This is a genomic window from Saccharopolyspora erythraea (assembly GCF_018141105.1).
GTDB classification, from domain to species: Bacteria; Actinomycetota; Actinomycetes; order Mycobacteriales; family Pseudonocardiaceae; genus Saccharopolyspora_D; species Saccharopolyspora_D erythraea_A.
On record NZ_CP054839.1, the window covers coordinates 3,860,683 to 3,885,951 of the forward strand.

Consider the following 25,269-nt stretch of genomic DNA (forward strand, 5'->3'; position numbering starts at 1 on the left):
GAGGAACGAGTCCGATGACCAACCCCTTCGAGGACCCCGACGGCACGTACCTGGTGCTGGTCAACGACGAGGGCCAGCACTCGCTGTGGCCCGCTTTCGCCGAGGTGCCCGCCGGGTGGACCGAGGTTCACGGCGAGGACACCCGCGACGCCTGCCTGGCCTACGTCGAGGAGCACTGGACCGACCTGCGGCCCAGGAGCCTCGTCGAGGCGATGGAGGCGGCTGGGAACTGATCCCGCGCCCCGCACGGCGGAGGTCGACTGCTCCCGCGGTCACCTCCGCCGTTCGTCGTTGCGCGGCAGGCGAAATTCTGTCGCCGCGTCCATCGGAGCCCGCCATGATGGCAGCGGGCCCACCAGAGGGAGGAAGACGATGACGGCATCGCGTCCGGCGGTCACACGCCGCGCTCTGCTGGGAATGGCCGCGCTCGTGCCGCTGGCCGGATGCGCGAGGGGAGAGGCTCCGGCGGCGCCTCCGCCCGCCGTCGTGGCGCCCGATCACGACGACCGCCTGGCCGGGCTGGAGCGGAAGTTCGGTGCGCGCCTGGGGGTGTACGCCCTGGCCACCGGCACCGGAGCGACCGTGGCCCACCGGGCGGACGAACGCTTCGCGTTCTGCTCGACGTTCAAGGCGCTGGCGACGGCCGCGGTCCTGCACCGCAACCCGATGTCGCACCTGGACGCGCTCGTCACCTACGGCGAGGGCGATCTCATGAAGAGCTCGTTCATCACCAGGCAGCACGTGGCCACGGGGATGACGATCCGCCAGCTGTGCGACGCCGCGGTCCGCTACAGCGACGGTACGGCGGGCAACCTGCTGCTGCGCGATCTCGGTGGGCCTGCCGAGCTGACCGCCTACGCTCGCGGCCTCGGGGACGAGGTGACCCGGATGGACCGGGTCGAACCGCTGATCGTGGAGGCCGCTCCGGGAGACCCCCGCGACACGAGTTCGCCTCGCGCGTTCGGCACCGACTTCGACAAGCTGGTGCTCAAGGACGCGCTCCCCGAGGACAAGCGCGTCTTCCTCCGCGACCTGCTCCAGCGCGGCACCACCGGTGCCCGGCGCATCAAGGCCGCCATCCCGCCGGGCTGGACCGTGGCGAACAAGACCGGCACCGGTGATCACGGCACGCTCAACGACATCGCCGTGGTGTGGCCGCCGGACTCCGCACCGCTGGTGATCGCGATCATGTCCAGCAAGCCCGCCAAGGACGCCGAGTACGATGAAGCCCTCCTCGCCGAGGCCGCCGCACACGTCATCGCCACGCTGACCTGACCCGCCCGGACCCACGCATGCGAACACCCACCACGGTTTCTCCGCGGTGGGTGTTCGCACACTGCCGGTGCCTCGGCTCAGCGCGCCCCTACACCGCCGCTGGCCAGGTCGAGCGCATCGGTCTGGTAGACCTCGCGCACCCAGCTCGGCTGGTACAGCGAGTCGAGGTAGCGCTCCCCGAGGTCAGGGGCGATGGTCACCGCCGTCGTGGCGGGGCCGGCGTCGTTGACGTCCATCCACCGGGTCGCGCCGCTGATGACCGTGCCGGTGGAGCCACCGAACAGGAAGCCGCGCGCGGCCAGCCGGTGGCAGGTCCGCACGGTGTCGATCTCGTCGACCAGCACGACGTCGTCGACGAAGGACTCGTCGAGCAGCTGCGGCCGCACCCCGGTCCCCAGGCCGGGGATCATGCGGGGCGCGGCCGGGCCGCCGAAGGTGACCGAGCCGACCGCGTCGACCGCCACGACCTTCACGGCGGGCCGGAACCGCTTGAAGTACCGGGCGCAACCCATCAGGGTGCCCGTGGTGCCCGCTCCGACGAAGAGCACGTCGAGCTTCGGGAAGGCCCGGTCGATCGAGGGCGCGGTGGTCCGGTAGTGCGCCGACCAGTTGTCCGGGTTGGCGTACTGGTTCAGCCACAGGTAGCGGTCGTCGCCCTCGCACAGCTCGCGGACGTGGGCGAGCCTGGCGGCCAGGAACCCGCCGTCGCGGTCGGGCTCGGTGATGGTGTGCACCTCGCAGCCCAGCGACTCCATCACCTGCTTGGTCGCCAGGTTGCACCGCGAGTCGGTCACGCACACGAACCGGTAGCCCCTGCTGGCGGCGATCACGCTCAGCGCCACCCCGAGGTTGCCCGACGACGACTCGACCAGGATCGAGCCGGGACCGAGCACCCCGGACCGCTCGGCCGCGGCCACCATCGCGTCGGCGGCCTTCAGCTTGATCGACCCGGCGAAGTTGAACCCCTCGCACTTGACGTACAGCGGGACGCCGAAGGTGGGCCGGAGGTCGACGTAGAGGTCGTCCTCGTTGAATTCGTGCGGCTGCGAAATGATGGGCACCGAGCTATCTCCGTCTTGGCGGGAACGAACCGAGCGTGTTGCGGTGAGGCCCCTGGAGCTCAGCCGTAGCGCTTGAGCTCGGAGAAGAAGTCGGGCACGACCGTCGGATGGCCGTTGCGGGTGACCTCGTCGTAGACGAACTTGCCCACGGCCAGGTCCAGCACCCCCAGGCCGAACGGGGAGAACACCACCGGCCGGTCGGCGGGAACGGTGAGCCGCCCGGAGAGCACGTCGTTGATCGTGCCATCGAGGAAGTCGCGGTTGCCGGTGCGCTGCTCGGCCAGGTGCGGCGAGGTGTCGGCCTTGAGGCAGTGCTCGACGTCGTCGACGACGTTGGCTGCCGAAAGGATGATCTCCGGCGACAGGTCGCGCAGCGACACGTGCAGCACCAGCGGGTTGTGCTCGAACCACGCCGGGTCGTGGACGTGCGGGGTGCCCGCGACGGTGGCGAACACGACCAGGTCGCTGGAGCGGATGAGCTCCTCGGCGCTGTCGTGCACGGTGATCCGCGGCCCGGGCTCGGCCCGCTCCAGGTAGCCGCGGAACCCGTCGGCGTGCTCGGCGGAGAGGTCGTGGACGCCGATCTCGTCGAAGCTCCAGCCGGTGGCCTGCAGGTAGTCGTGCAGGTACCGGGCGATCAGGCCGACGCCGAAGAAGCCCACCCGGCGGGGACGGCCGCGGTCGCGGGTGAGGCGGTCGGCGGCCAGCGCGGCCGAGGCGGCCGTGCGGGTGGCGCTGATGACCGAGCTTTCCAGGCACGCGAAGGGGTATCCGGTGTCGTGGTCGTTGAGGACCAGCACCGCCGAGGCGCGGGGGATCCCGGCGGCGACGTTGCCGGGGAAGCTGGAGATCCACTTGATGCCGTCCACCGCGGAGTCCCCGCCGAGTGAGGCGGGCAGCGCGATGATGCGGGAGGTGGGGCGGTCGGGGAAGCGCAGGAAGTACGACGGCGGGTTCACCGTCTGCTCCTCGCCGTGCAGCCGGTAGGCCGCCTCCACGATGTCGACGACCTGCTTCTGGCGGCCATCGAGCGACTTCTGGACCTCGGCACCGGATATCACCGTGAACGAGGGGACTGCGGACATGCTTCTACTCCGGGGTCGGTGGTCGGGGGCGGTCAGGGCAGTGCGATGGTCGGCGAGCACTCGGCGAGGTGCACCGGGTCGCCCATGGCCACCAGCACCTCGCGGGAGCCCTCGTAGGGCTCGCGGCTGTGTGCCCGGGCGATGTTGTCGACCAGCATCAGGTCGCCCGCCTGCCACGGCTCGCGCAGCGTGTGCTCCTCGTAGACCTTGTTGAGCAGCGCGATCACGTCGTCGCCGATCGGCTCTCCGCTGCCGTAGCGGCTGTTGAACGGCAGCCCGTCGGGGCCGAACTCCATGACGAGGTAGTCGCGGACCTCCGGGTCGATGGTCCACTCGTTGAGGAACGCGATCTGGTTGAACCACACCCGCTCGCCGGTCCTGGGGTGGCGGATGACCGCCGACCGGCGCTGCCTGGTCCGCAGCCCGTCCATGTCGTCCCACTCGAACTCGACGGAGTTCTCCCGGCAGTAGCGCTCGACCTCGGAGCGGTCCTCGGTGCCGAACGCCTCCTGCCACGGCACGCCGACCATCTCGTTGTAGTTGCGGGCCAGCTGCCAGCCCTCCCGCTCGAACCGCTCGACGAGGTCGGCGGGCAGCGCCCGCAGCACCGCGCTCGCGTCGGCGACGCCGGTCACGCCACCGGTGGCCGGGGCGCCCAGGCAGGCGAACATCATCAGGCCGGGGAACTCCAGCGTGTAGCTGAGCTCGTGGTGCATGCACATCGGCTGGTTCGGCGGCCACTTCGAGGAGGAGTAGACGCCGTCGGCGTAGGTCCAGCGGCGGGCGAACGCCTCCCGCTCGCGCATCAGCGGCCCGGCGAGGTCCCCGCTGATGCGGCCGAACTCCTCGGCGGTGCTCAGCGGCAGGCCCCGCACGAGGACGGCGCCGTGCTCGTCGACCAGCGAACGCAGCTCGGCGCGGTGCGCGTCGACCCACGGCGCGGCCTCCGCGACGTCGCCGGCGTGCAGGATCGCCGGCTTGCCCGCGGTGAGGGCGAGGTCGAGGTCAGCGGCTGGTGAAGCCATCGGTCGTACCTTTCGGTTCTTCAGGCGGTCGGGGACTCGGCGGCGCCGCGGACGACGGCCGCCGCCTCGGCGGCGTGGGTGGCCAGGAAGTAGTGGCCGCCACCGGAGATCTGCCGGTGGTCGACGTGCCGCGCCACGGCCTCCCACCGGCGGTGCCGTGCCAGACCCTCGGCCTTGCCGGGGTCGCCTTCGGCGAAGACGACGGTGAGCGGTGCCGAAAGCCGCGGCTGCGGCGGGTTGACCTGGACGTCGACGAGGTACTGCGCCGCGCTGCGCACGTCGTGCCGGTACGCCTGCGCGACGTTGTCGGCGTGCTCGGTGCGCAGCTGGGCGAGCTCGCGGAACGCCTCCTGCGCGCTGAGCCGCTGCTTGATCCGCTCCAGGGGGAGCGAGCCGGCCTCGGCGATGTCGGCCTGCAACTCCTCGACGGTGTCCATCGCGCGCGCGGCGACGATCACCTGGTGCACCGCGGTGCCCTGCTCCTCCAGGAGCCGGGCCGTGTACGCGGCGAAGGCGGCACCCGCGGAGTGGCCCCACAGCGAGACCGTGCGCAGGCCCAGCCCGCCGATCTCGGCGACGACCTCCTTGACGATCTGCTCCAGCTCCGCGAACGATCCCGCGTCGGCGCCGAGGTCGTGACCGGGCAGTTCCACCGCGTGCACCGCGATGCCGCGAGACTGCAACGCTTGGGCGAAGGCGTGGAAGTTGACCGGCCCGCCGCCTGCGTAGGGGAACACGACCAGCCCGTGACCCGAGCCATCCCCTGTGGACAGACGTTGCAGGATTCCTCCGCCGGCGCCGGTCCTGCCGTCGATGACCGCGGCCAGGTCGGCGAGCACGGGGCGGCCGTTGACGTCCTTCAGCGAGACCTGCCGGTCGAGCTTGATGATCAGCCGCACCGCCGACAGCGAGGTGCCGCCGCGGTCGAAGAAGTGGTCGTCGCGACCGATCTCGGACACCGGCACGCCCAGCACCTCGGCCCACTTCCCGGCGAGCATGCGCTCGGTGGGCGTTCGCGGCGGCTGGTGCTTGCCTGCGGCGGTCGCGCGCTCGGCGGCGAGCGCGGTCAGCGCCTTCTTGTCGGTCTTGCCGTTGCCCGTCAGCGGCAGCGCCGGGCAGCGGTGGAAGTGCTCGGGAACCATGTAGTGCGGCAGGCTCCGCCGCAGGAAGCCCTTGAACTCGTCGGCGGCGATGTCATCCTGGCCGGTGTAGAAGGCGACGAGGTGCTTGTTGCCGCCGGCGTCCTCGGTCACCACCACCGCGCCGTCGCGCACGCCGGGAGCGCGCAGCAGCTGGTTCTCGATCTCACCGATCTCGATACGGAACCCGCGGATCTTGACCTGCGCGTCGCGCCTGCCGAGGAACTCGACCTTGCCCTCCGGCAGCCACCGGCCGAAGTCGCCGGAGCGGTACAGCCGCTGCCCGGGCAGGTGCGGATCGGGGAGGAATGCGGCCCTGGTGCGTTCCTCGTCGTTGATGTAGCCGCGGCCCACGCACACGCCGGAGAAGACGATCTCGCCGGGCGCGCCCAGCGGCACCGGCCGCAGCCGCTCGTCGACGATGTAGACGCGGGTGTTGTTCACCGCGGGCCCCAGTGGCACTCGTTCGCGGTCCGGAACCGCGGACATGACTTCGTGGTTGGTGTCGTCGGAGGTCTCGGTGAGCCCGTAGGCGTTGGCCAGCCGCACCTCGGGGTAGGTCGCGAACCAGCGCTGGGTCAGCTCCTTCTTCAGCGCTTCGCCGGTGACCGAGACGCACTGGAGGGAGGGCAGCGCCCGGGGCGCGTCCTCCAAACAGGACAGCACGGTCTCCAGGTACGAGGGCACCAGCTGCGCGATCTGCACGCCGTGCTCGGCGATCGTGTCGACGAAGCGCTGCACGTCGAGGATCACGTCCTGTTCGACGATCAGCGTCCGCCCACCGACCAGCAACGCGCTCACGAGCTGCCACAGCGAGATGTCGAAGCACTGCGGAGCGGTCTCGCTGACCACCGCGCCCTCGCCGATGCCGAGATCGTCGATCTTGGCGAACAGGTGGTTGATCATCCCGGCGTGCTCGCACATCGCGCCCTTGGGCTCGCCGGTGGAGCCGGAGGTGAAGTACACGTAGGCGAGCTGGTCAGCCTCGACCCGCACCCCGGGTCTGGTGGTGTCGCCGTCGATGTCGCGCAGCGGCAGCACTTCGGCCTCCGCAGCGGCCTGGTCGAGGTTGGCGGTGCGACCCGTCTCGGCCAGCGCGAACCGGCACTCGCTGCGCCCCAGCGTCCTGGCGATCCGGTCGGCCGGGAAGTCGGGCTCCACCGGCAGGTAGCAGCCGCCTGCCTTGAACACGCCCAGCACCGAGGCCATCCAGTCCAGGTTGCGGTCGGTGACCACGGCGACGACGTCCTCGCGCCGCAGTCCGCGGTCCAGCAGGGCGTTGGCGATCTGGTTGGCGCGCTCGTCGAGCCGGCGGTACGTCCACTCCTGGCCCTGGTGGACCGCCGCGACGGCGTCCGGGTGCCGGTCCACGCGCTGCTCGAACAGCTCGTGCACGCGCAGGTCCGGGAGCGCGCGCTCCGGGCCTGCCAGCCCCGTGAGCTGGAACTCGACCTCCTCGTCCGACAGCAGCGACGCTTCGGTGTGCGCGGCGTCGAGGTCCGAGCCGATCAGCCGCAGCGCGGCGAGGTAGTACCCGCCGAGGCGGCCGACCTGCTCGGGGCTCAGCAGCTCGACGCGGTAGCTCAACCGCAGCGCGTCGCCGGTGCAGCTGACGTGCAGCGCCGCGTGGTCGGTTCCGGCGGCCGAGCCCGCGAGGTCGAAGACGGTGTCGAAAAGCGGCCCGGTGCCGCCCAGCTCGGAAAGCGAGCCGGGCAGGTGCTCGCGGAGGGCGGTCTCGGCGCGGCCGACGTGCTCGACGACCTCGCGCCACGAACCGTCCGGCAGCGCGAGGGAGCACGGCATCGGGTCGCCCTCGCCGGTCCAGTAGCCGGTCACCACGTGCCGTTCGCCGGTGACCTCGGCGAGTACCTTGACGTGAGCGGCCAGCAGCACGGTGCCGGGACGCACGCCGAGCGCGTCGGAAGCGGCGCGAAGCGCCTCGACCGTCGCAGCGGGCAGCAGGCGCTCGTGCACCTCGGTCCGGGGCTCCGGTCCGACGGTGGGTTCGTACCAGCGGGGGATCGGCGTGAAGGCTGCGCTCTCCAGCACTTCCGCCCAGAATCCGCGCCCTCCGGCGGGTGACTGGTTCAACCGAGGCTCTCCCTCCAGTAGTGGCTGGCCGCGCCCAACGCTATGCGCGTCGCCTTTTGCCTCGTTATCGGAACTTTTTCGCCGACCCGGCCGGTGGTCCGGCGTGCCGGGTGCCGCCGGACACCCGGACTAGTCGAGCACGTAGCCGTCGGCGGTGCGGTGCTCGCGGGACGCGCGGAAGTCGGCCAGCGCGAAGCTGCGCTGCAACCAGCGGTCCCTGCCGTCGTAGCGGGGCTCGAAGGCGGTCCGCCCGTGCACGGTGACCCTGTTGTCCACAATGGCCAGAGATCCCGGGTTCAGGTAGTGGGTGTGGGCGTTGTCGGCGAACAGCTTCTGCAGCTCGTCCATCGCCTCGCGCGCCTGCGGGGTGAGCGGCCTGGTCGCCGCGAAGTCCACCTTCAGGTCGGGGTCGTCCTCCGCGCCGCTGAGCACGGCGTGCGGGGTCGGGTCACCGTCGGCCGAGCCGAACGACGGCGGTGGCTCGGTGACGTAGTCGGCGCGGAACAGCGCCTCCCGCGCGGCGTCGCTGAGCAGGTGGTCGACCTGCCGGATGCACGCGGTGCGCAGCCCGGCGACGGCCTCGTGGTCGGCCCGAAGGCACGAGAGCATCACGAAGTCGGGGCGGTGCGGGTGGAAGGCGTTCTCGACGTGGAACGACAGCAGCACCGAGCCCGCGTTGCCCTGGAACTCCTCCTTGCCCGGCACCGGAACCACGTCCTGCACCAGCGCGCCGGACTTCTCCGGCCGGAACGAGGCGGGATCGCCGAGCCCGCAGGCGAACATCATCAGCACCGCCGCCGAGATGGTGGCGGTGCGCTGCACGGAACCGTCGGCCGTCGGGGTGTCGGGCACCTCGCCGGGCCCCAGCGGGAGGCCGCTGACCACGAGCGCACCCGTGGTGCCGGAATCCCGGCGGAACCCCCGGATCGCCGTGCGCACCGATGCGGGCAGCTCCTCCCACGCCTCACGCGCCGCCGACACCCAGCTCGGGTCGTCGATCGTGCCCCGCGCGACGGGCAGCAGGCCCAGCGCCACCCGTTCGATCTCCTGTGCCGCGGACGGCTCCACCACCGCCGTCTGCGCGGGCAACTCGGTGCGGACTGCCACCGACATGTGCACCATCCTCCGGTTCTCCTCGACTCCTCGCCGTTCGCACACGGCGACCCGGGCAGGGAACTTAGGCAAGCCTGCTTTTGCGGCGATATCGATTCCTTTTCCGATATTGGCCCGATAAGTCCGGGGTCTAGCGTGCGGTGCGAGTGAGCAGACGTACGCCGACGAAGGGTCAGTCTCATGTGGACCGCCACGCGCCGCCCGTCGCGGGACCCCGCGTCATGACGGCTGCCGTCCAGGTCGAGGGACTGGTCAAGCGCTTCGGCGAACGCCGGGTGGTCGACGGGGTCGACCTGACGATCCCGGAAGGCACCGTGCTCGGCCTGCTCGGGCCCAACGGCGCGGGCAAGACCACCACCGTGCGGATGCTGTCGACCCTGATCCGGCCTGACGGCGGGCGGGCCCGCATCGGCCGCTACGACCTGGTCAAGCAGGCCAACCAGGTGCGCAGGCTCATCGGGCTGACCGGCCAGTACGCCTCGGTCGACGAGGGCATCTCGGGCCGGGAGAACCTCTACATGATCGCCCGGCTGCTGGACCTGCCGCGCAAGCGCGCCTGGGCGCGGGTCGACGAGCTGCTGGAGCAGTTCGACCTGGTCGAGGCCGCGTCGCGACCCGCAGGCAAGTACTCCGGGGGCATGCGCCGGCGGCTGGACCTGGCCGCCAGCATGGTCGGCGACCCCGCCGTGCTCTACCTCGACGAACCCACCACCGGCCTGGACCCGCGCAGCCGCAACAACCTCTGGGACTCCGTGCGCGCGCTGGTCGGCGAAGGGACCACGGTGCTGCTGACCACGCAGTACATGGAGGAAGCCGAAGCGCTGGCGGACTCGGTGGTCGTGATGGACCAGGGCCGGGTCATCGCCTCCGGCACCAGCAGCGAGCTGCGGGCCCGGGTCGGCGGGCAGGTCCTGCGCGTGCGCACGGCAGGCCAGGAGCACCTGGACCAGCTCGCGTGCAGGCTCACCGCCATGCGCGCCCGCAGCTTCCGGGTGGACGCCGAGAACTCGCTGGTGTCGGTGCCGATCGTCAACGAGTCCGAGCTCACCGAGGTGATCCACATGCTCGCCGCGTCCCGGCTGCCCATCTCCGGGGTCGACACCCACCTGCCGAGCCTGGACGAGGTCTTCCTGACCCTCACCGACAAGCCGCACCGTCCGGCCGACCCGGACGCGACGGTCGTGCTGCGAAGGGTGTTCTGATGGCCGCTCCCACCGGAGGCCAGATGCCGCGCCGCACGCCGGGCCCGCCGCCGCAGGCGCCGGGCCAGCGGGCCGTGCCGCCACCGGGTCAGCGACCGCCGGGGCGCGGGCCCGCCGCGCCGCAGCGGCCGGGCGGTCCGCCGCCGCAGCCGCGGCGGGTCGGTCCCGGTCCCGCACGGCCGGCCCGCGCCGCAGCCGCCCCCGCCCGCCAGGTCCGGGCCGCCGCCCGCGGCGGCTCCGCAGCGGACGCCGCGCCGCGAGGAACCGCCGCAGCGTGGTGAGAACCCGCCGAAGTCGCCGCGCCGCGAGGGACCGCCGTCGAAGCCGTCGCGCATGCGGGAGGTCTCCGGCCGAGTCGGACCACGCGCGACGTTGCGCCACACCGGCGCCATCGCCCGCCGCAACCTGCTGCAGGTGGTCAACGACCGGGGAGCGATCCTCGACGCCACGCTGATGCCGATGATCTTCACGCTGATCTTCGTCTACGTCTTCGGCGGGGCGATCGCCAACGGCGACCAGAGCGACTACAAGCAGTACCTGCTGCCCGGGATCATGGTGCAGACGGTGTCGTTCGCCTCCCGCCTCACCGGCGTCACGCTCAACGTCGACGCGAGCAAGGGCGTGATGGACCGGTTGCGGGCGCTGCCGATCGCGCGCTCGGCGGTGTTGTCGGCCCGGATCTCGGCCGACATGTGCCGGGTGCTGCTCGGGCAGCTGGTGATGTTCGTCTTCGCGCTGGTCATCGGCTTCCGCGTGCAGACCGACCCGCTGGCGGCGCTGGCCGCGTTCGGGGTGCTGCTGGCCTACGGGTTCGCGCTGTGCTGGATCTCGGCCTTCATCGGCCTGGCCCTCAAGAGCCCGGAGACGGTGCAGTCGATCGGGTTCATCTGGACGATCCCGCTGCAGTTCGGCAGCTCGATGTTCGTACCGCTGGACACCATGCCCGGCTGGCTTCGGGCGTTCGCGCAGGTCAACCCGACGACGCTGGTCACCGACACCTGCCGGAACCTGTTCCTCGGCGGCCCGGTGGCGCCGTCGGCGCTGGGCGCGTTCCTGTGGATCGGCGGCATGCTGCTGGTGTTCGTGCCGCTGTCGGTGTGGAAGTACCGGCGCTACGCGTAGGTGGCCGCGCCACCGCCTGAACCAGGAAACGTGCTCGTCGGCGGTGACGGGCGGACTCGAGAGGACGAGCAGGTGCAACCCATCCGGCTGTTCTGCTTCCCGCACGCCGGCGGCGGCATGGCCGCCTTCCGGCCGTGGGTGGGGGTGCTTGGCCCGGAGATCGAGGTGGTCCCGGTACCGCTGCCCGGCCGCGAGGCGCGCATCGGCGAGCCCGCGCACACCAGGATGGAGGCGCTGGCCGAGCAGGTCACCCGCGAGCTCGCGCCGTCGCTGGACCGCCCGCACGCCTTCTTCGGCCACAGCATGGGCGCCGGCCTGGCGTGGGAGGTCGCCCGCCGGACCGGGCCGCTGGGGGTGATCGCGTCCGCGCGTCGCGGACCGAACCTGCCCACCCGGCGCAGGCGGCTCTCGGAGCTCTCCGACGAACAGTTCCTCGCCGAGCTGGGCCGGCTCGGCGGTACCCCGCGGGAGGTCCTGGACAACCCGGAGCTGGTCGAGCTGCTGCTGCCCACGCTGCGAGCCGACTTCACGCTCAGCGAGAGCTTCACCGCGCCCGAAGGCCGGCGGCTGCACTGCCCGGTGGTGGCCATGGTGGGGGAGGACGACCACGAGGTCGACCGCGATGAGCTCGCGGCGTGGGAGCGGTCGACCACCGGCGCGTTCCGCGGCCACCGCTTCCCGGGCGGGCACTTCTACCTCGCCGAGGCCAACCCGGACGTCCTGTCCGTGGTGCGCGCCGAGGTCCTGCGCTTCGCGGAGCTGGCCTCGCTTTCCCGGTGATGCCGCGTGTGCGGGTCCAGGGGCGGAGCGGCGAACGCGCGTTCGCACCTGTCGACCGCGCGGCGGGCGGCGCCGAGCCGAAATCGCTTCGCATCCAAGTCGGCCTCGTGCGGGCGGGTGTAGGGCGCGGCTCAGCGGGTAGCTCTTGTGTACTACGGGCCGTGCGGGTCCGTGCCGCCCGCTGGGGGAGGTAAGGGCCTGCTGCCCTCGTCCACCGCAAGAGGAGGGGGAGCAATGGCTGAGTCCGGGCAAGGCCGCCGCGGCTACCGAGCGGGCCTCGGTGGTGAGATGCTCGCCGAGTTCCTCGGCACGTTCGTCCTGATCCTGCTGGGCTGCGCCTCGGTCGCCGTCGCGGTGGCCGGGCTGCCCGGGTCGGGGCGCCAGACCGACTCCTTCGGTCCCGCCAACTGGCTGATCATCGCCTTCGGCTGGGGCTTCGCCGTGGTGTTCGGCGTCTACACCGCGGGCGGTGTCAGCGGTGCCCACATCAACCCCGCCGTGAGCCTGGCGTTGGCGGTGCGGCGGGTGTTCCCCTGGCGCAAGGTGGTCCCGTACTGGATCGCGCAGCTGGTCGGGGCGTTCGTCGCGGCGGCGCTGGTGTATGCGGTCTACAGCTGGGCGATCGACGCGTTCAACACCAAGGCCGGGACGCCGCGCAGCGAGTCCCTGGACACCTTCGCGATCTTCGCCACCTTCCCGGCGGAGTACTTCGGGGGATCGTGGTGGGGGCCGCTGCTGGACCAGATCGTCGGCACCGCCGTGCTGCTCCTGCTGATCTGCGCGCTCACCGACAAGCGCAACAGCGCTCCCGCGGCGAACATGGGGCCGTATCTCATCGGGATGGTCGTCACCGTGATCGGGCTGACCTTCGGTCCCAACGCGGGCTACGCGATCAACCCGGCGCGCGACTTCGGTCCCCGGCTGTGGACGTTCCTCACCGGCTGGGGGGACATCGCGCTGCCCGGGACCTACGAGTGGTTCAGCGGCTACTTCTGGATCCCCATCATCGGCCCGCTCATCGGAGGTGTGATCGGCGCATTGGTCTACGACCTTCTCATCAGCCCGGTGCTCACGGCTCGCGGTGAGGAGGAACCCGAGGCCGGGCGTGTTCCGTAGGCGAGCCCGGGAGACCGAACGGGTGTTCCCGCCGCCGCGGTGCGGTTTCGACGGCTGAAGCCGCACTGAAGACTCTGCTAGCGTGACGGTGTGCAAGAACTCCCTCGGTGCCTGGGCGCAGAAAAAGTGTTGCGCGGTATGGAAGAATTTGGCATCCGCGCCACCACGACGACCTACGTCCCCGTCGGTTTCGGTGACTACCACTGGAAAGCCGGCGATGGCGGCGGGCGACTGTGGTTCGTCACCGTCTCCGACCTCGAACACAAGGAGCACTGCGGACGCGGCGCGGCGGCGGCGCTGGAAGGCTTGCGCCGTGCGATGGGCACCGCGGTTTCCCTGCACGAGGACGGCCTGGACTTCGTGGTCGCGCCCCTGCGTTCCGCCGGCGGTGATCCGGTCGTCGCACTCGACGACCGCTACGCGATGAGCGTCTTCCCGCTCGTCACCGGCGAATCCGGCGAGTTCGGGCAGGAACTGACGGCGGCGCAACGGAACCAGGTGCTCGACTGGCATCCCTGCACGCCCGCACACCACCGGAATGCACGCCGCCGGCCGTGCTTGACCCGGCGGGCCGTGCCGGGCTGGAAGCCGCACTCGGCGAGCTCTCCGTCGCGTGGGAGGGCGGGCCTTTCGCCGAGCCCGCCCGGAAACTGGTAGCCGAGCACGCGGGCCTCGTCCGCGACCGGCTGGCCGACTTCGACCGGCTCGCCGATGCCGTGCGGGCGCGCGGCGCGCGGCATGTCGTCACCCACGGCGAACCGCATCCGGGCAACCTGCTGGCACGGGAGGACGGGTACCGCCTGGTCGACTGGGACACCGTGGGCCTGGCCGTTCCCGAACGCGACCTGGCGGTGGTTTCCGGCGACCCCGCCGCACTCGCCCGGTACGCGGAGGTGACCGGACGGGAACCCGACGCGGACGCGCTCGCGCTCTACCGGTTGCGCTGGAACCTGGTCGACGTCGCCGAGTTCGTGGCCTGGTTCCGCGGTCCGCACGAGCGCACTTCCGACACCGAGACGGCGTGGAAGGGGTTCACCGAAACCGTCGATCGGCTCGGGGCTCACGCAGCCTGAAAGGCACTTCGGTGGTGGGCCTTGATTCCGCGGTCATTCCGGTAGTGCGACCGGGCTCGGCTCCGCACCGGTGGACTTGATGAGCACATCGCGTTCTCCACCTGCGCAACTGGAACGATCCGGCCGGGAAATTCGCCATTCCGCCGCCAAAGGTAACAATTCGGAGGTCGCGGTTCCCCTTGATCGGCGGTGGTGCATCATTGCTCGCGATCGCACGCCCACTGCGGAATTCGGAAACCGCCGAAGCCGGAGCGAACCGACATGTTCGAAGATCCGAGCGCGATGCTCGACTGCACCACCGAGTACTTCTCCCACGGGTACGCCGACGACTCGGACCGGGTTCGTGCCGCCGCGGAGCTCTACGCCCACCTCCGGGACTTCATCGCCTGGCACCTGGAGCGGCGGGCCACCGTGGCCGTCGACGTCGTCGAAGTCGGCCCCGCGCGGGAGCTCGACACCCTGGCCACCATCGCCAGCCTGATCCCGCCGTCGTTCGACGCTCTGGACCAGATCGCCGAGGGTGCCTGCGGGGTGATCGAACGCCGGCTGCTGCCCCAGGTCGGCGACCCCGAGCAGCGCCGGCTGCTGCACGAGGCGCACGACCAGTTCAGCCTGCGCGACAAGCTCGACGAGTCGTCCTCGATCGCGGTGCCCGCGCTGCTGACCGCCCTGGACCGGGGCGCCCGCAAGCTGATCCAGGCGAGCACGGTGCCCCCTGCGGCCGTCTCCGAGCCGCCTTCGCCGGAAGGCCGCTGACGTGCCCGGTCGGCCTCGACCAGATGACCTGGCGTGTTGCCACCGCCCCTAACCGTCCTCGGATTTCAATGCACGCTGGTCGATGGGATGTTGGTCCGCGGACCCGGCGAGAAGCCGCAGGACGATGAGTCCGCCGAAGCCCGGGACCATCGCCGCCACCCACACCCGTGCGCCCGCCCGGCGGGCGAATGCCAGTACGACGACGACCAGGTACGCGCACCCGTGCGCGGGGCCGATCAGGGAGGAGACCCCGTCCCAGTGCACGGTGGCCAGGTTGGTGAACAGCACGACCAGGGACACCAGTTCGACGCCGGCCGCGATCCGCAGCACCTGCCAGGAGCTCACGGTCAGACCCCCGTCGTCGAGCCGGGGCGGACGATCATCAGCACCGTCACGACTGCCCACAGCACGTTGAAGATCCCGGTGTGCATGGCCAGCCGCGCGAGCGCCCTGCGCCGGGTCTCGGCGATGGCCTCGGTCGTGCTCCCGGCAGGTGTGCCGAGGTCGGTGAGGATGGCGGACTGGCGCGGGATCACCAGCAGACCCAGCACCGCCGCCGCGGCGGCGGTCAGCACCATCGACACGATCAGCCACGCGTCGCCCAGCACGCCCAGGCTGCTCGCGGTCGCCAGCCCGAAGACCGGCACGACGATCCCCACCACGGCGTAGACCCGGCAGACGCGGTGCAGCGTGTGGACGACCGCCGACCCGGACCCGGCGTCGGTGGCGGCCAGGGCACGCCGCGCCGCTGCGGGGAACATGCTCGCGGCGACCGTGACCGGTCCGATCGCGATGATGGCGGCCAGGACGTGGATCGACAGCAGCACCTTCGTCACGCGGCCGCTCCAGCACCGTCGGCGGCGAACGGCACCGCGGCAGCTCCGGTGTCGCGCCACGCGGTGCCGCGGCGCTCGTGGGCGAACAGCTCCTCCACGGCGAGCGCGACACGAGGTCCTAGCTCACGCTCGAGGAGGTAGAGCCCCAGGTCGAGTCCCGAGGTGACACCGGCCCCGGTCACCAGGTCGCCGTCGTCGACGACGCGGGCCTTGATCGCGGTCACCCCGGCCGCCGTGAGCCCATCGAGGCCGAGGTGGTGCGTTGTCGCCCGTCGACCCCGGATCAGCCCGGCCATCGCCAGCAGCAACGAGCCCCCGCACACGGTGGACACGATGAAACCGGAACGGTCGACGGCCTCCCGGAGCAGACCGGGCAGCTCGGTGCCCAGCGCACGACGGAGGATGGCCACGACGGTGTCGTCACCGTCGCCTTCGAGGCGTCCGGCCGCGCCCGGCACGACGAGCAGGCCGCCGCGCTCCGGGGCCAGCCGCGCGGTCGCGCGCAGCGACGACGCGCCGACACCGCTGGGGACTTCTCGCGCACCTTCGGCGGAGACCAGCTCCACCTCCAGCGCGCCACCGGCAGCGTTTCCGCCGGCGCTGAGCACCTCGTACGGGGCGACGACGTCGAGCGGGTCGAACCCGTCGAACAACACGATCTGGGCAAGCATCTGCGGTCCAGTCCTCCTCGGGCTTGGTCAGCACGAAGCTAGCCGCGATACGCTTGATCGGGAACGGGCTGGAATGCCACATGGCAACGGATTCTCGCCAACTCGATGAGCTGCGGTTATGTGGGAACTGGCTGATGGTGCGCTTGGCTGGAATCAGATGGGTCCCTAGCATGTCGCCATGCACACGGTGGCCATTCTCGCCCTGGACAAGGTGATCCCCTTCGACCTGGCCACGCCGCTCCAGGTGTTCAGCTTCGCCCGGCTGCCCGACGGCCGACCCGCCTACCGGGTCCGCGTCTGCGGCAACGCCCCGGCGGTCGACGCCGGAGCGTTCACGCTGCAACCGCAGTGGGGCCTGGAGGCACTGGCCGACGCCGACACGATCATCCTGCCCGGCTGCTCCGAGCCCGAGGACCCGGTGCCGGACGAGGTCCTCGACGCGCTGCGGCGGGCCGCCGCCGGCGGCACCCGCATGGCCTCCATCTGCGTGGGCGCGTTCGTCCTCGCCGCCACCGGACTGCTCGACGGGCAGCGGGCGACCACGCACTGGATGGGCACGGCCGAACTCGCCCAGCGGCACCCCGGGGTCGAGGTCGACCCCGACGTGCTCTACGTGGACAACGGCCAGTTCCTCACCTCGGCGGGAGCCGCGGCCGGGCTGGACCTGTGCCTGCACATGATCCGGTGCGACCACGGCTCGGCGGTCGCCGCCGACGCGGCACGGCTGTCGGTCATGCCGCTGGAACGCGAGGGCGGGCAGGCGCAGTTCATCGTCCACGACCAGCCGCCCGTGCCGCGGGGCGCGGTCCTCGAACCGGTGCTGCGCTGGATGGAGGACAACTGCGCGAAAGACCTCGCGCTGGAGGACATCGCGGCGCACGCGGGTATGAGCACCCGCACGCTCAACCGGCGGTTCCGCGAGCAGACCGGCACGACACCGCTGCAATGGCTGCACCGCGCGCGCGTCCGCCAGGCCCAGTACCTGCTCGAGTCCACCGACCACCCGGTGGACCGCATCGGCACCCAGGTCGGGTTCGGCTCGCCGACGGCTTTCCGCGACCGCTTCAAGCGCGTCGTCGGCACCAGTCCGCACGCCTACCGCGGCGCCTTCCACGGCTCGCGCGACGGCGGTTAGGGCATGGCTCGGATGGCTGCACAGAGCGTGTCCTGGAACCGGCCTCCAGTTCACTCCCGCGCGTTCTGCGCCTCCCTCAGCAGCTCGACCAGGTGCAGCGCGCGGACGGTGGAGCGGCGTGCTCGCAGACCCTGCTGCAACTGGCGCAGGCAGCCCGGGTTGACGGCCACGACGTAGTCCACACCGGACTGCTCGATCGCGTCGAGCTTCGGGTCCAGCACGGCGCGGCTGTCCTTCGGACGCAGCATCGCGTACGTGCCCGCGGCACCGCAGCAGTCGCCGGCGCCGGGCAGCTCGACGTAGTCGGCCACGGCCCGGATCAGGTCGCGGGGCTGGCGGGTCACGCCCATGCCGTTGCGCAGGTGGCACGAGTCCTGGAGCGCGACGCGCGCCCGGCGGTCTCCGGCGCGGACCTCGCCGAGCGCCCGGTGGCCGGCCTCGGCGAGGTACTCGCCGACCTCCTTGACGCGGTCGCGACCCAGGTGGGTGCTCAGGTGCGCCGCGCAGCCCCCGGCGGTGGTGACGATCCGCCCCGGCAGGCGCTCACCGAGTTCGCGAGCGAGCTCGGCGCCCTTGGCCGAGTCGCCGTTGTGGGCATGCAGCGCGCCGCAGCAGCCCTGGGCCGCCGGGGCGGTGAGCTCCGGGCGAAGCGCCCGTGCCGCCCGGCTGACCCGCGGGTACAGGCCGCGCTCGACGCAACCGAGCATCAGCGCGGGCCCGTCTTCCCGTTTGCGGGTACGGGCGTGGCGCCGGACGAGGCCCTGCAGGCGCAGCAGCCACGTCCGGGACACCACCGCCATGAGCAGCCGTGCGATCCACGGGCGGCGCCTGCCCCGCCATTGGTGGTCGCGCCACTGCTCCAGGAGCGTGCCGTACTCCACGCCCGCCGGACACACCGTCTCGCAGCTGCGGCAGCCGAGGCAGAACGACGACTCCTCGGCGAGGGTGGGATCGTCCTCGTCGAGCCGTCCGGTCTCCAGCGCGCGCATCAGCGTGATGCGCCCGCGCGGCGAGGACGCCTCGTCGCCGGTGAGCTCGTAGGTGGGGCAGGCGGGCAGGCAGAAGCCGCAGGAGATGCAGCGGTCCAGCAGGTCCTTGCCGAAGATCCCGCGCTCGGCCGGCTCGGTCATGATCCCAGCTTTCCGGGGTTGAGGATGTGGGCGGGGTCGAACGCGCTCTTGATCCGCCGCAGCAGCGCCACCTGCTCGGGTCCGATGCGGTCGGCGAGGTAGGGCAGCTTCGCGGCGCCGACGCCGTGCTCGCCGGTGATGGTGCCGCCCAGTTCGACCGCGGCGGCGAAGATCTCGGCGAACGCCTTGTGCGCGCGGTCGACGGCGCCGGCGTCGTCGGGGTCCAGCACGCAGGTCGGGTGCAGGTTGCCGTCGCCCGCGTGGCCGAAGGTCGCGATCATCAGCTCGTGGCGGGCCGCGATCGCGTCGATGCGGTCGACCATCTCGGCCAGCTTCGGCCGGGGCACGGTCGCGTCCTCCAAGATGGTCAGGGAGTTCAGCCGCGACAGCGCGGGCAGCGAGCACCGCCGGGCCGCCAGCAGGGCCTCGGACCGCGCGACGTCCTCGGCCAAGGTCACCTCCAGCGCGCCCGCCGACGTGCAGACCTCGGCCATCCGCGCCAGGTTGCCGGCCACCACGTCGTCGGTGCCGTCGTCGCCGAACAGCAGCAGCGCTCCCGCGTCCGTGCGCAGGCCGAGCGCGGCGAACTCCTCCACGGCGGCAACGCACTTCTGGTCGAGGAACTCCAGCGTCGCGGGGACCAGGCCCGCCGAGATGACGGCGGTGACGGCCCGGCAGGCGTCGGCCAGCGAGCCGAAGTAGGCCACTCCGGTCCCGCTGCCCGCCGGGGTGGGCAGCAGCGCCACGGTGACCTCGGTGATCACCGCGAGCGTGCCTTCGGAGCCGGTGAGCAGGCGGGTCAGGTCGTAGCCCGCCACGTCTTTCCAGAGCCGTCCGCCGGTGCGGACGACCTCACCGGTCGGCAGCACGGCGGTGAGACCGAGGACGTAGTTGCGGGTGACGCCGTACTTGAGGCCGCGCAGACCGCCCGCGCAGGTCGCGACGTTGCCGCCCACTGTGGACGCCGTGCGGCTGCCCGGATCGGGGGCGTAGAGCAGGCCTTCCGCGCCTGCCGCGTCGGCGAGCCGGGCGGTGGTCACACCCGGCTCGACCCGCGCCAGCAGCTCTTCCCGGCTGATCTCCAGGATCCGGTTCAGCCGCGTGAGCACGAGCACGATGCCGCCGCGTTCGGCGACGGTGGCGGCGCAGAGGTTGGTCCCCGCACCGCGCGGTGTCACCGGGATGCCGCGTTCGGTGGCGAGCTTGAGCACCTCGGCGACTTCCCCGGTCGTGGCGGGGAAAACCACGGCGTCGGGCTCGGCGTGGAACAGCGGCGTGGCGTCGCGCGCGTAGGGCGCCAGCTCTCCCGGCTCGACGCGCACGTGCTCGGCTCCGACGATGGCCGCCAGCGCGTCGGTGTCCTGCTTCGGCAGCGTCATCAGCTCACCATCCACCCCAGGACCGGGGTCGACTGGAGGTAGACGAGCGCGCAGATCAGGGCGAGCAGGGCCAGGCTCCAGCCCACGACCCGGCGGAACAGCTCGCCCTCGCGGCCCTCGAGCCCCACCACGGCCGCGGCGATCGCCAGGTTCTGCGGCGAGATCATCTTGCCGAGCACGCCACCGGAGCTGTTCCCCGCCGCCAGCAGCTGCGCCGACAGCCCGGTCTGCTGCGCGGCGGTGAGCTGGAGCAGGCCGAACAGCGAGTTCGCCGAGGTGTCCGAGCCGGTGACGGCCACCCCGAGCCAGCCGACCACCGGCGACAGCAGCGCGAACATGGCGCCCGCCTGGGCCAGGAAGAGCCCGAGGGTGATGGTCTGTCCGGAGAGGTTCATGACGTAGGCCAGCGCGAGCACGGCCATCACGGTGAGGATCGTCCAGCGGAACTGCGCGAAGGTCGCGCCGTAGGCGCGCAGCGCGCGCATCGGTGCGACGCGGTAGAGCAGCGCGGTGAGCACCCCGACGAGCAGCAGCACGGTCCCGCCGTTGAGCAGCTCGAACTTGAAGGTGATCGCCGACAGGGCCTCGCCGGAGCTGTCCACCACGTGCAGGCCGGGCCACTGCCACTTCCAGGTCGCGTGCTCGGACAGCCAGTCCGACACCGGTCCGGAGGTCGTGATCGCGAACAGCACGACCACGATCAGGTAAGGCGCGAAGGCCAGCAGGGCCGAGCCCCGCGAGGGGCGCTCGCCCGCAGGCTCGCCGTCGGCCGGGTCCCAGCCCCCGCCGGAGGAGACCGGCACGGTTTGCTTCTGCGGCTTCCACGCCCGCAGCACCACGATCGCGGCGAGCGCGCCGGCGAAGGCGGCCACGATGTCGGCGATCTGGTAGGAGATGTAGTTCGCGCTCACGAACTGGGCGACGCCGAAGGCCAGGCCGGTCGCGAGCGCGACGGGCCAGGTCTGGCGCAGGCCGCGGCGCCCGTCGACCATGAACACCAGGACCAGCGGTACGACGGCGGCCAGCACCGGCGTCTGGCGGCCCACCACCGCACCCACCTCCGCCGCGTCCAGTCCCGTGATCTCGCCGAGGGTCGTGATCGGCACGCCGATCGCGCCGAAGGCGACCGGTGCGGTGTTGGCCACCAGGGCGACGGCGGCGGCCTTGATCGGCTGGAGACCGAGGGCGATCAGCATCGCCGCCGTCACCGCGACCGGGGTGCCGAAGCCGGCCAGCGCCTCCAGCAGCGCACCGAAGCAGAACGCGATGATCACCGCTTGGACGCGGTGGTCGTCCGAGAGCGTGCCGAATGCGCGCCGCAGCACCGCGTCCCACCCGGTCAGCTCCGTGAGCTTGTAGATCCAGATGGCGTTGAGCACGATCCACAGGATCGGCATGAAGCCGAACGCCGCCCCCTCGGTGCCGGCCAGCACCGCCTGCCCGAACGGCATGCCGTAGACGGCGAGCGCGACCGCCGACGCCACCGCGAGCGCGACCAGGGATGCCTTCCACGCCTTCCACCTCAGGCCGCCGAGCAGGGCGAACAGCGTCAGGAGAGGTAAGGCCGCGAACAGCGCGCTCCACCCGAGGGAGCCCCAGAGTGGGGCGTAGTCCTGCTCGTAGACCTGCATCGGCCCTCCCGTCGTCGCTGACATGAGTGGCGTGTCTCACGTATCGTTGTCAGACAATGAGACATGAACGCGAGGCTGTCAACGCCGGGATGGCAGTCAGCTGTGCGACGATTGCGGTGGATCGATAAGGAGGCACCATGGCGCGCCAGGCGTTCACCACGCTGTCCACGGTCTCGGTCGTGGACGCACTGGTGGCATCCCTGCGCGACCGGGTCCTGGACGGCCAGATCCAGGCGGGCACGACGCTGGCCGAGAACGAGGTCGCCGCCGAGTACGGCGTCTCGCGCCCCACGGCCAAGAGCGCGATCTCCACGTTGGTCCACCAGGGGCTGCTGCAGCGCGAGGCCAACAAGCCCGCCACCGTTCCGCGCCTGGGGATAGGCGACATCGACGACCTGTTCCTGGTTCGCATTCCGCTGGAGCTGGAGGTCGTGCGGGGCCTGGCCGGGGTGGACGGCGGCGTGCTGGAGGAGGCCGAGCGCGCTGTGGCCGACCTCGACCGCCTGCGGCCGTCCACGTCGCACAGCACGTTCGTCGAAGCAGACCTGCGGTTCCACCAGATCCTGGTCGACGCGATCGGCAGCCCCCGGCTCAGCAGGCTCTACCGGACGATCCAGGGCGAGATCCACCTCTGCATGGTCCAGACGCGCCTGACGCTGGGGCGCGATCGCATCGCCGCCGAGCACCGCGCGGTGCTGGACGCGCTGCGCGACGGCGGGGCGGAGGCGGCCGTGCGGTGCATGCGCGAGCACCTCGACGGCGCGCACAGCTCGCTGCGGCGCCACTTCAGCGCGGCCGGCTGATCCGGTGCGGGCGGGTGCCCGCCCGCACCGGACTGATCAGGCGGGCAGCCGTTCCCCGGTGGACGCGGAGAACGCGTGCACGTGCTCGGGCTCTACGCGCAGCCGGATCTTCCGGCCCTTCTCCGGTGCGTCGCGGGGGTCCGCGCGCGTGATGATCCCGTTGGGCTCCGCGTGGGCGAGGGTGCAGTGGACGTAGGCGTCCGCGCCGAGCTGCTCGACGAGGTCGACCGCCACCTCGAACCCGTCGTCCGGCGACCCGGGGCGGACCGCTTCGGGCCGGAAGCCGATGACGACCTCGGCATCACCCGCCGCGGCGGCCCGGGTCGCCCTGGGCAGGGGCACGTCGAGGCCACCGATGCGGGCACCCGCGTCGGTCAGCGCGCAGCGGAGGAGGTTCATGGCGGGTGAGCCGACGAACCCCGCCACGAAGGCGTTGGCGGGACGCTCGTACAGCTCACGCGGGGGAGCGCACTGCTGGAGCACGCCCCCGTCCAGCACCGCCACCCGGTCGCCCATGGTCATGGCCTCCACCTGGTCGTGGGTGACGTAGACCGTGGTGACGCCCAAACGCCGTTGCAGTGCGGCTATCTGCGTGCGGGTCGACACCCGCAGCTTGGCGTCCAGGTTGGACAGCGGCTCGTCCATCAGGAACACCCGCGGTTCCCGCACGATGGCACGTCCCATCGCGACCCGTTGCCGCTGACCGCCGGAGAGCGCCCGGGGCTTGCGGTCCAGGTAGCCGCTGAGGTCCAGCAGCTCGGCGGCGTCGGCGACCCGGCGCCGGATCTCGTGCTCGGGCGTTCCGGCGATCTTCAGCGCGAAGCCCATGTTCCGGGCCACGGTCATGTGCGGGTAGAGCGCGTAGTTCTGGAACACCATCGCGATGTCGCGGTCCCTGGGGGACAGTCCGGTGACGTCGTGGTCGCCGATGCGGACCGCACCGGAGTCGACCTCCTCCAGGCCGGCCAGCATTCGCAGGCTGGTGGACTTGCCGCATCCGGACGGGCCCACCAGCACCAGGAACTCGCCGTCGGCGATCTCCAGGTCGAGCCCGTCCACCGCGGGACGGTCCGCGCCACCGTAGTGCCGCGTCACCTCGTCGTAGGCGACGGTCGCCATGTTCTCCGACCTCCTCGATCGTTGTCCGGTGGGGCGGTCACAGCTGGAGCCAGACCGTGGTGTCCGGCGGCAGCAGCCCGTCGTCCAGCGGCCCGCTGGCGAGCAGGACCCCGTTGTGCGGCGGCAACTGCTCGGGTTGGCCCGAGGTGTTGGAGACGCAGCGGAATCCGGGCGTCCGCCGGAACGAGAGCACCCCATCTCCGGCGTCCTCCCAGTGCAGGTCGCCCTCGCCGAGGGCCGGGTGGTCCCGGCGGATGTGCAGCGCCGAGCGGTAGAGCTCGAGCATCGAGTTCGGATCGCCCTGCTGGGCCTGCGCGGTGAGGTCCTTCCACCCCTCCGGCTGCGGCAGCCACGGCTGCGCCGGACCGTCGCCGGCGCTGAAGCCGAACGGCGAACGGGTGCCCGACCACGGGATCGGAACCCGGCAGCCGTCCCGGCCCCGCTCGGTGCGCCCGGACCGCTCCCACGTCGGGTCCTGCAGCAGTTCCTCGGGCAGGTCCTCGACCTCCGGCAGCCCGAGCTCCTCGCCCTGGTAGACGTAGGCCCCACCAGGCAGCGACAGCATCAGCAGGGCGGCCGCCCGCGCCCGCCGCGTCCCGAGCTCCAGGTCCAGCGACCCGTGCGACCGGAACAGCGTCCCCGGGCGCCAGTCCACCGGCGGACGTCCGTAGCGGGTGACGTGCCGGACCACGTCGTGGTTGGACAGCACCCACGTCGCGGGCGCGCCGACGTCGGCGAGGCTGTCGGTCGTGCGGTCGATGACCTCCCGCAGCCGCGCGGCGTCCCAGGGGCATTGAAGGAAGTCGAAGTTGAAGGCGGTGTGCAGGCCGCCCTCGCGCACGTAGTTGGCCAACCGGCGCGGGGTGTCGGTCCACGCCTCGGCGACGAACTTGCGTTCTCCGGGGTAGGAGTCGGCGATGCTCCGCCAGCGGCGGTAGATCTCGTGCACCTCGTCGCGGTCCCAGTGCGGGTGCTCGCCGTCGGGGTAGACGTACCCGGAGCCCTGCGGAGCCAGCGCGTCCGGCAGTTCGGGGTCCTTGACCAGCCCGTGCGCCACGTCGATGCGGAACCCGTCCACGCCGCGGTCGAACCAGAACCGCAGGATCGACTCGAACTCCTCGCGCACCTGCGGGTCGGCCCAGTTCAGGTCCGGCTGCTCGGGTGCGAACAGGTGCAGGTACCACTCGCCGGCGCTGCCGTCGGGCTCGGTCACCCGCGTCCACGCGGACCCGCCGAAGTTGGAGATCCAGTTGTTCGGCGGCTGCGTACCGCCGGGTCCGCGACCGGGGCGGAAGACGTAGCGCTGCCGCTCGGGGCTGCCGGGGCCGGCGGCCAGCGCCGCCCGGAACCACTCGTGCTGGTCGGAGGTGTGGTTGGGGACGATGTCGGGGATGACGCGGATGCCGTGCCGGTGGGCCTCGTCGATGAGCCGCTCGGCGTCGGCCAGGGTGCCGAAGCGGGGGTCGATGTCGCGGAAGTCGGCGACGTCGTAGCCCGCGTCGGCCTGGGGCGAGACGTACCAGGGGTTGATCCAGATCGCGTCGACGCCGAGGTCGCGCAGGTACGGCAACCGGGACCGGATGCCCGCGACGTCGCCCATCCCGTCGCCGTCGCCGTCGGCGAAGCTGCGGATGTAGACCTGGTAGATCACCGCGTCGCGCCACCACGGCGCGGTGGCCTCGCCGGTGGAACCGGTCCGGGACTGCTGCTGCATTCGAGTTTCTCCC

24 protein-coding genes are annotated in these 25,269 nt (G+C 71.8%); 11 read left to right on the top strand and 13 right to left on the bottom strand.

Going from position 1 to position 25,269, the window contains the following annotated elements; genetic code table 11:
• Positions 1 to 14 precede the first annotated feature (14 nt).
• Complete coding sequence (locus tag HUO13_RS17560) at positions 15 to 233, top strand: MbtH family protein (protein ID WP_009948746.1); 219 nt, start codon at positions 15 to 17, stop codon at positions 231 to 233.
• 139 nt (positions 234 to 372) lie between these two features.
• Positions 373 to 1,275 (top strand): class A beta-lactamase, encoded by a 903-nt coding sequence (gene bla / locus HUO13_RS17565; RefSeq protein WP_211902383.1) that lies wholly within the window; start codon positions 373 to 375, stop codon positions 1,273 to 1,275.
• A 77-nt stretch (positions 1,276 to 1,352) separates the two neighbouring features.
• Here the strand turns inward: bla and sbnA are convergent, their stop codons facing one another.
• The 5 genes from sbnA to HUO13_RS17590 form a co-directional block, all read right to left on the bottom strand.
• A complete protein-coding gene (gene sbnA, locus HUO13_RS17570; protein WP_211902384.1) occupies positions 1,353 to 2,336 on the bottom strand; it encodes a 2,3-diaminopropionate biosynthesis protein SbnA in 984 nt (327 codons plus the stop codon).
• 59 nt (positions 2,337 to 2,395) lie between these two features.
• Positions 2,396 to 3,421, bottom strand: coding sequence for a 2,3-diaminopropionate biosynthesis protein SbnB (gene sbnB / locus HUO13_RS17575; protein WP_211902385.1), 1,026 nt, complete (start codon positions 3,419 to 3,421; stop codon positions 2,396 to 2,398).
• A gap of 32 nt (positions 3,422 to 3,453) precedes the next feature.
• A complete protein-coding gene (locus tag HUO13_RS17580; protein WP_211902386.1) occupies positions 3,454 to 4,446 on the bottom strand; it encodes a TauD/TfdA family dioxygenase in 993 nt (330 codons plus the stop codon).
• A gap of 20 nt (positions 4,447 to 4,466) precedes the next feature.
• Positions 4,467 to 7,676 (bottom strand): non-ribosomal peptide synthetase, encoded by a 3,210-nt coding sequence (locus HUO13_RS17585; protein ID WP_211902387.1) that lies wholly within the window; start codon positions 7,674 to 7,676, stop codon positions 4,467 to 4,469.
• Positions 7,677 to 7,805: 129 nt separating this feature from the next.
• Entirely contained in the window at positions 7,806 to 8,789 is a 984-nt protein-coding gene (locus tag HUO13_RS17590) for a clavaminate synthase family protein (RefSeq protein ID WP_249124975.1), read from the bottom strand.
• A 221-nt stretch (positions 8,790 to 9,010) separates the two neighbouring features.
• On the opposite strand from HUO13_RS17590, the gene HUO13_RS17595 reads away from it, so the two are divergent.
• The 7 genes from HUO13_RS17595 (at position 9,011) to HUO13_RS17620 (ending at position 14,838) form a co-directional block, all read left to right on the top strand.
• Positions 9,011 to 9,991 (top strand): ATP-binding cassette domain-containing protein, encoded by a 981-nt coding sequence (locus HUO13_RS17595; RefSeq protein ID WP_211902389.1) that lies wholly within the window; start codon positions 9,011 to 9,013, stop codon positions 9,989 to 9,991.
• 333 nt (positions 9,992 to 10,324) lie between these two features.
• Entirely contained in the window at positions 10,325 to 11,113 is a 789-nt protein-coding gene (locus tag HUO13_RS17600; protein WP_211902390.1) for an ABC transporter permease, read from the top strand.
• Positions 11,114 to 11,185: 72 nt separating this feature from the next.
• The gene (locus HUO13_RS17605) at positions 11,186 to 11,893 is read left to right on the top strand and encodes a thioesterase II family protein (RefSeq protein WP_211902391.1); all 708 of its coding nucleotides are present in this window, start codon (positions 11,186 to 11,188) and stop codon (positions 11,891 to 11,893) included.
• Positions 11,894 to 12,127: 234 nt separating this feature from the next.
• Positions 12,128 to 13,009, top strand: coding sequence for an MIP/aquaporin family protein (locus HUO13_RS17610; protein ID WP_211902392.1), 882 nt, complete (start codon positions 12,128 to 12,130; stop codon positions 13,007 to 13,009).
• Between the two features lie 90 nt (positions 13,010 to 13,099).
• Positions 13,100 to 13,666, top strand: a complete 567-nt coding sequence (locus HUO13_RS37520) for a hypothetical protein (protein ID WP_249124976.1) — start codon at positions 13,100 to 13,102, stop codon at positions 13,664 to 13,666.
• On the top strand, positions 13,564 to 14,082 hold the full coding sequence (locus tag HUO13_RS37525; protein ID WP_249124978.1) for a phosphotransferase family protein: 519 nt from the start codon (positions 13,564 to 13,566) through the stop codon (positions 14,080 to 14,082). The genes HUO13_RS37520 and HUO13_RS37525 overlap by 103 nt, the downstream gene beginning before the upstream one ends.
• 261 nt (positions 14,083 to 14,343) lie before the next feature.
• Positions 14,344 to 14,838 (top strand): hypothetical protein, encoded by a 495-nt coding sequence (locus HUO13_RS17620; protein WP_211902393.1) that lies wholly within the window; start codon positions 14,344 to 14,346, stop codon positions 14,836 to 14,838.
• Positions 14,839 to 14,886: 48 nt separating this feature from the next.
• Here HUO13_RS17620 and HUO13_RS17625 read toward each other — a convergent pair whose 3' ends face one another.
• From HUO13_RS17625 to HUO13_RS17635, 3 genes are read right to left on the bottom strand one after another with little or no spacing between them, the layout of a single operon-like run.
• Entirely contained in the window at positions 14,887 to 15,183 is a 297-nt protein-coding gene (locus HUO13_RS17625) for a DUF3817 domain-containing protein (protein ID WP_249124979.1), read from the bottom strand.
• Between the two features lie 2 nt (positions 15,184 to 15,185).
• Positions 15,186 to 15,674, bottom strand: a complete 489-nt coding sequence (locus HUO13_RS17630; RefSeq protein WP_211902394.1) for a DUF2269 family protein — start codon at positions 15,672 to 15,674, stop codon at positions 15,186 to 15,188.
• Positions 15,671 to 16,345 carry a DJ-1/PfpI family protein gene (locus HUO13_RS17635; RefSeq protein WP_211902395.1) on the bottom strand — a complete coding sequence of 225 codons (675 nt, stop codon included), beginning with the start codon at positions 16,343 to 16,345 and terminating at the stop codon, positions 15,671 to 15,673. The genes HUO13_RS17630 and HUO13_RS17635 overlap by 4 nt, the downstream gene beginning before the upstream one ends.
• Positions 16,346 to 16,523: 178 nt before the next feature.
• Here HUO13_RS17635 and HUO13_RS17640 point away from each other — a divergent pair, with 178 nt between their 5' ends.
• On the top strand, positions 16,524 to 17,480 hold the full coding sequence (locus tag HUO13_RS17640) for a GlxA family transcriptional regulator (RefSeq protein WP_211902396.1): 957 nt from the start codon (positions 16,524 to 16,526) through the stop codon (positions 17,478 to 17,480).
• 50 nt (positions 17,481 to 17,530) lie between these two features.
• Here HUO13_RS17640 and HUO13_RS17645 read toward each other — a convergent pair whose 3' ends face one another.
• From HUO13_RS17645 to HUO13_RS17655, 3 genes are read right to left on the bottom strand one after another with little or no spacing between them, the layout of a single operon-like run.
• The gene (locus HUO13_RS17645) at positions 17,531 to 18,610 is read right to left on the bottom strand and encodes a (Fe-S)-binding protein (protein WP_211902397.1); all 1,080 of its coding nucleotides are present in this window, start codon (positions 18,608 to 18,610) and stop codon (positions 17,531 to 17,533) included.
• Positions 18,607 to 19,989, bottom strand: a complete 1,383-nt coding sequence (locus tag HUO13_RS17650) for an FAD-binding oxidoreductase (protein WP_211902398.1) — start codon at positions 19,987 to 19,989, stop codon at positions 18,607 to 18,609. The genes HUO13_RS17645 and HUO13_RS17650 overlap by 4 nt, the downstream gene beginning before the upstream one ends.
• The gene (locus tag HUO13_RS17655) at positions 19,989 to 21,620 is read right to left on the bottom strand and encodes an L-lactate permease (protein ID WP_211902399.1); all 1,632 of its coding nucleotides are present in this window, start codon (positions 21,618 to 21,620) and stop codon (positions 19,989 to 19,991) included. The genes HUO13_RS17650 and HUO13_RS17655 overlap by 1 nt, the downstream gene beginning before the upstream one ends.
• 137 nt (positions 21,621 to 21,757) lie before the next feature.
• Between HUO13_RS17655 and HUO13_RS17660 the strand changes: the two genes are divergently transcribed.
• Complete coding sequence (locus HUO13_RS17660) at positions 21,758 to 22,423, top strand: GntR family transcriptional regulator (RefSeq protein WP_211902400.1); 666 nt, start codon at positions 21,758 to 21,760, stop codon at positions 22,421 to 22,423.
• A gap of 36 nt (positions 22,424 to 22,459) precedes the next feature.
• Here HUO13_RS17660 and HUO13_RS17665 read toward each other — a convergent pair whose 3' ends face one another.
• Positions 22,460 to 23,542: an ABC transporter ATP-binding protein gene (locus HUO13_RS17665; RefSeq protein WP_211902401.1), complete on the bottom strand. Its 1,083-nt coding sequence runs from the start codon at positions 23,540 to 23,542 to the stop codon at positions 22,460 to 22,462.
• Positions 23,543 to 23,579: 37 nt separating this feature from the next.
• The gene (locus HUO13_RS17670; RefSeq protein ID WP_211902402.1) at positions 23,580 to 25,256 is read right to left on the bottom strand and encodes a glycoside hydrolase family 13 protein; all 1,677 of its coding nucleotides are present in this window, start codon (positions 25,254 to 25,256) and stop codon (positions 23,580 to 23,582) included.
• Positions 25,257 to 25,269 lie beyond the last annotated feature (13 nt).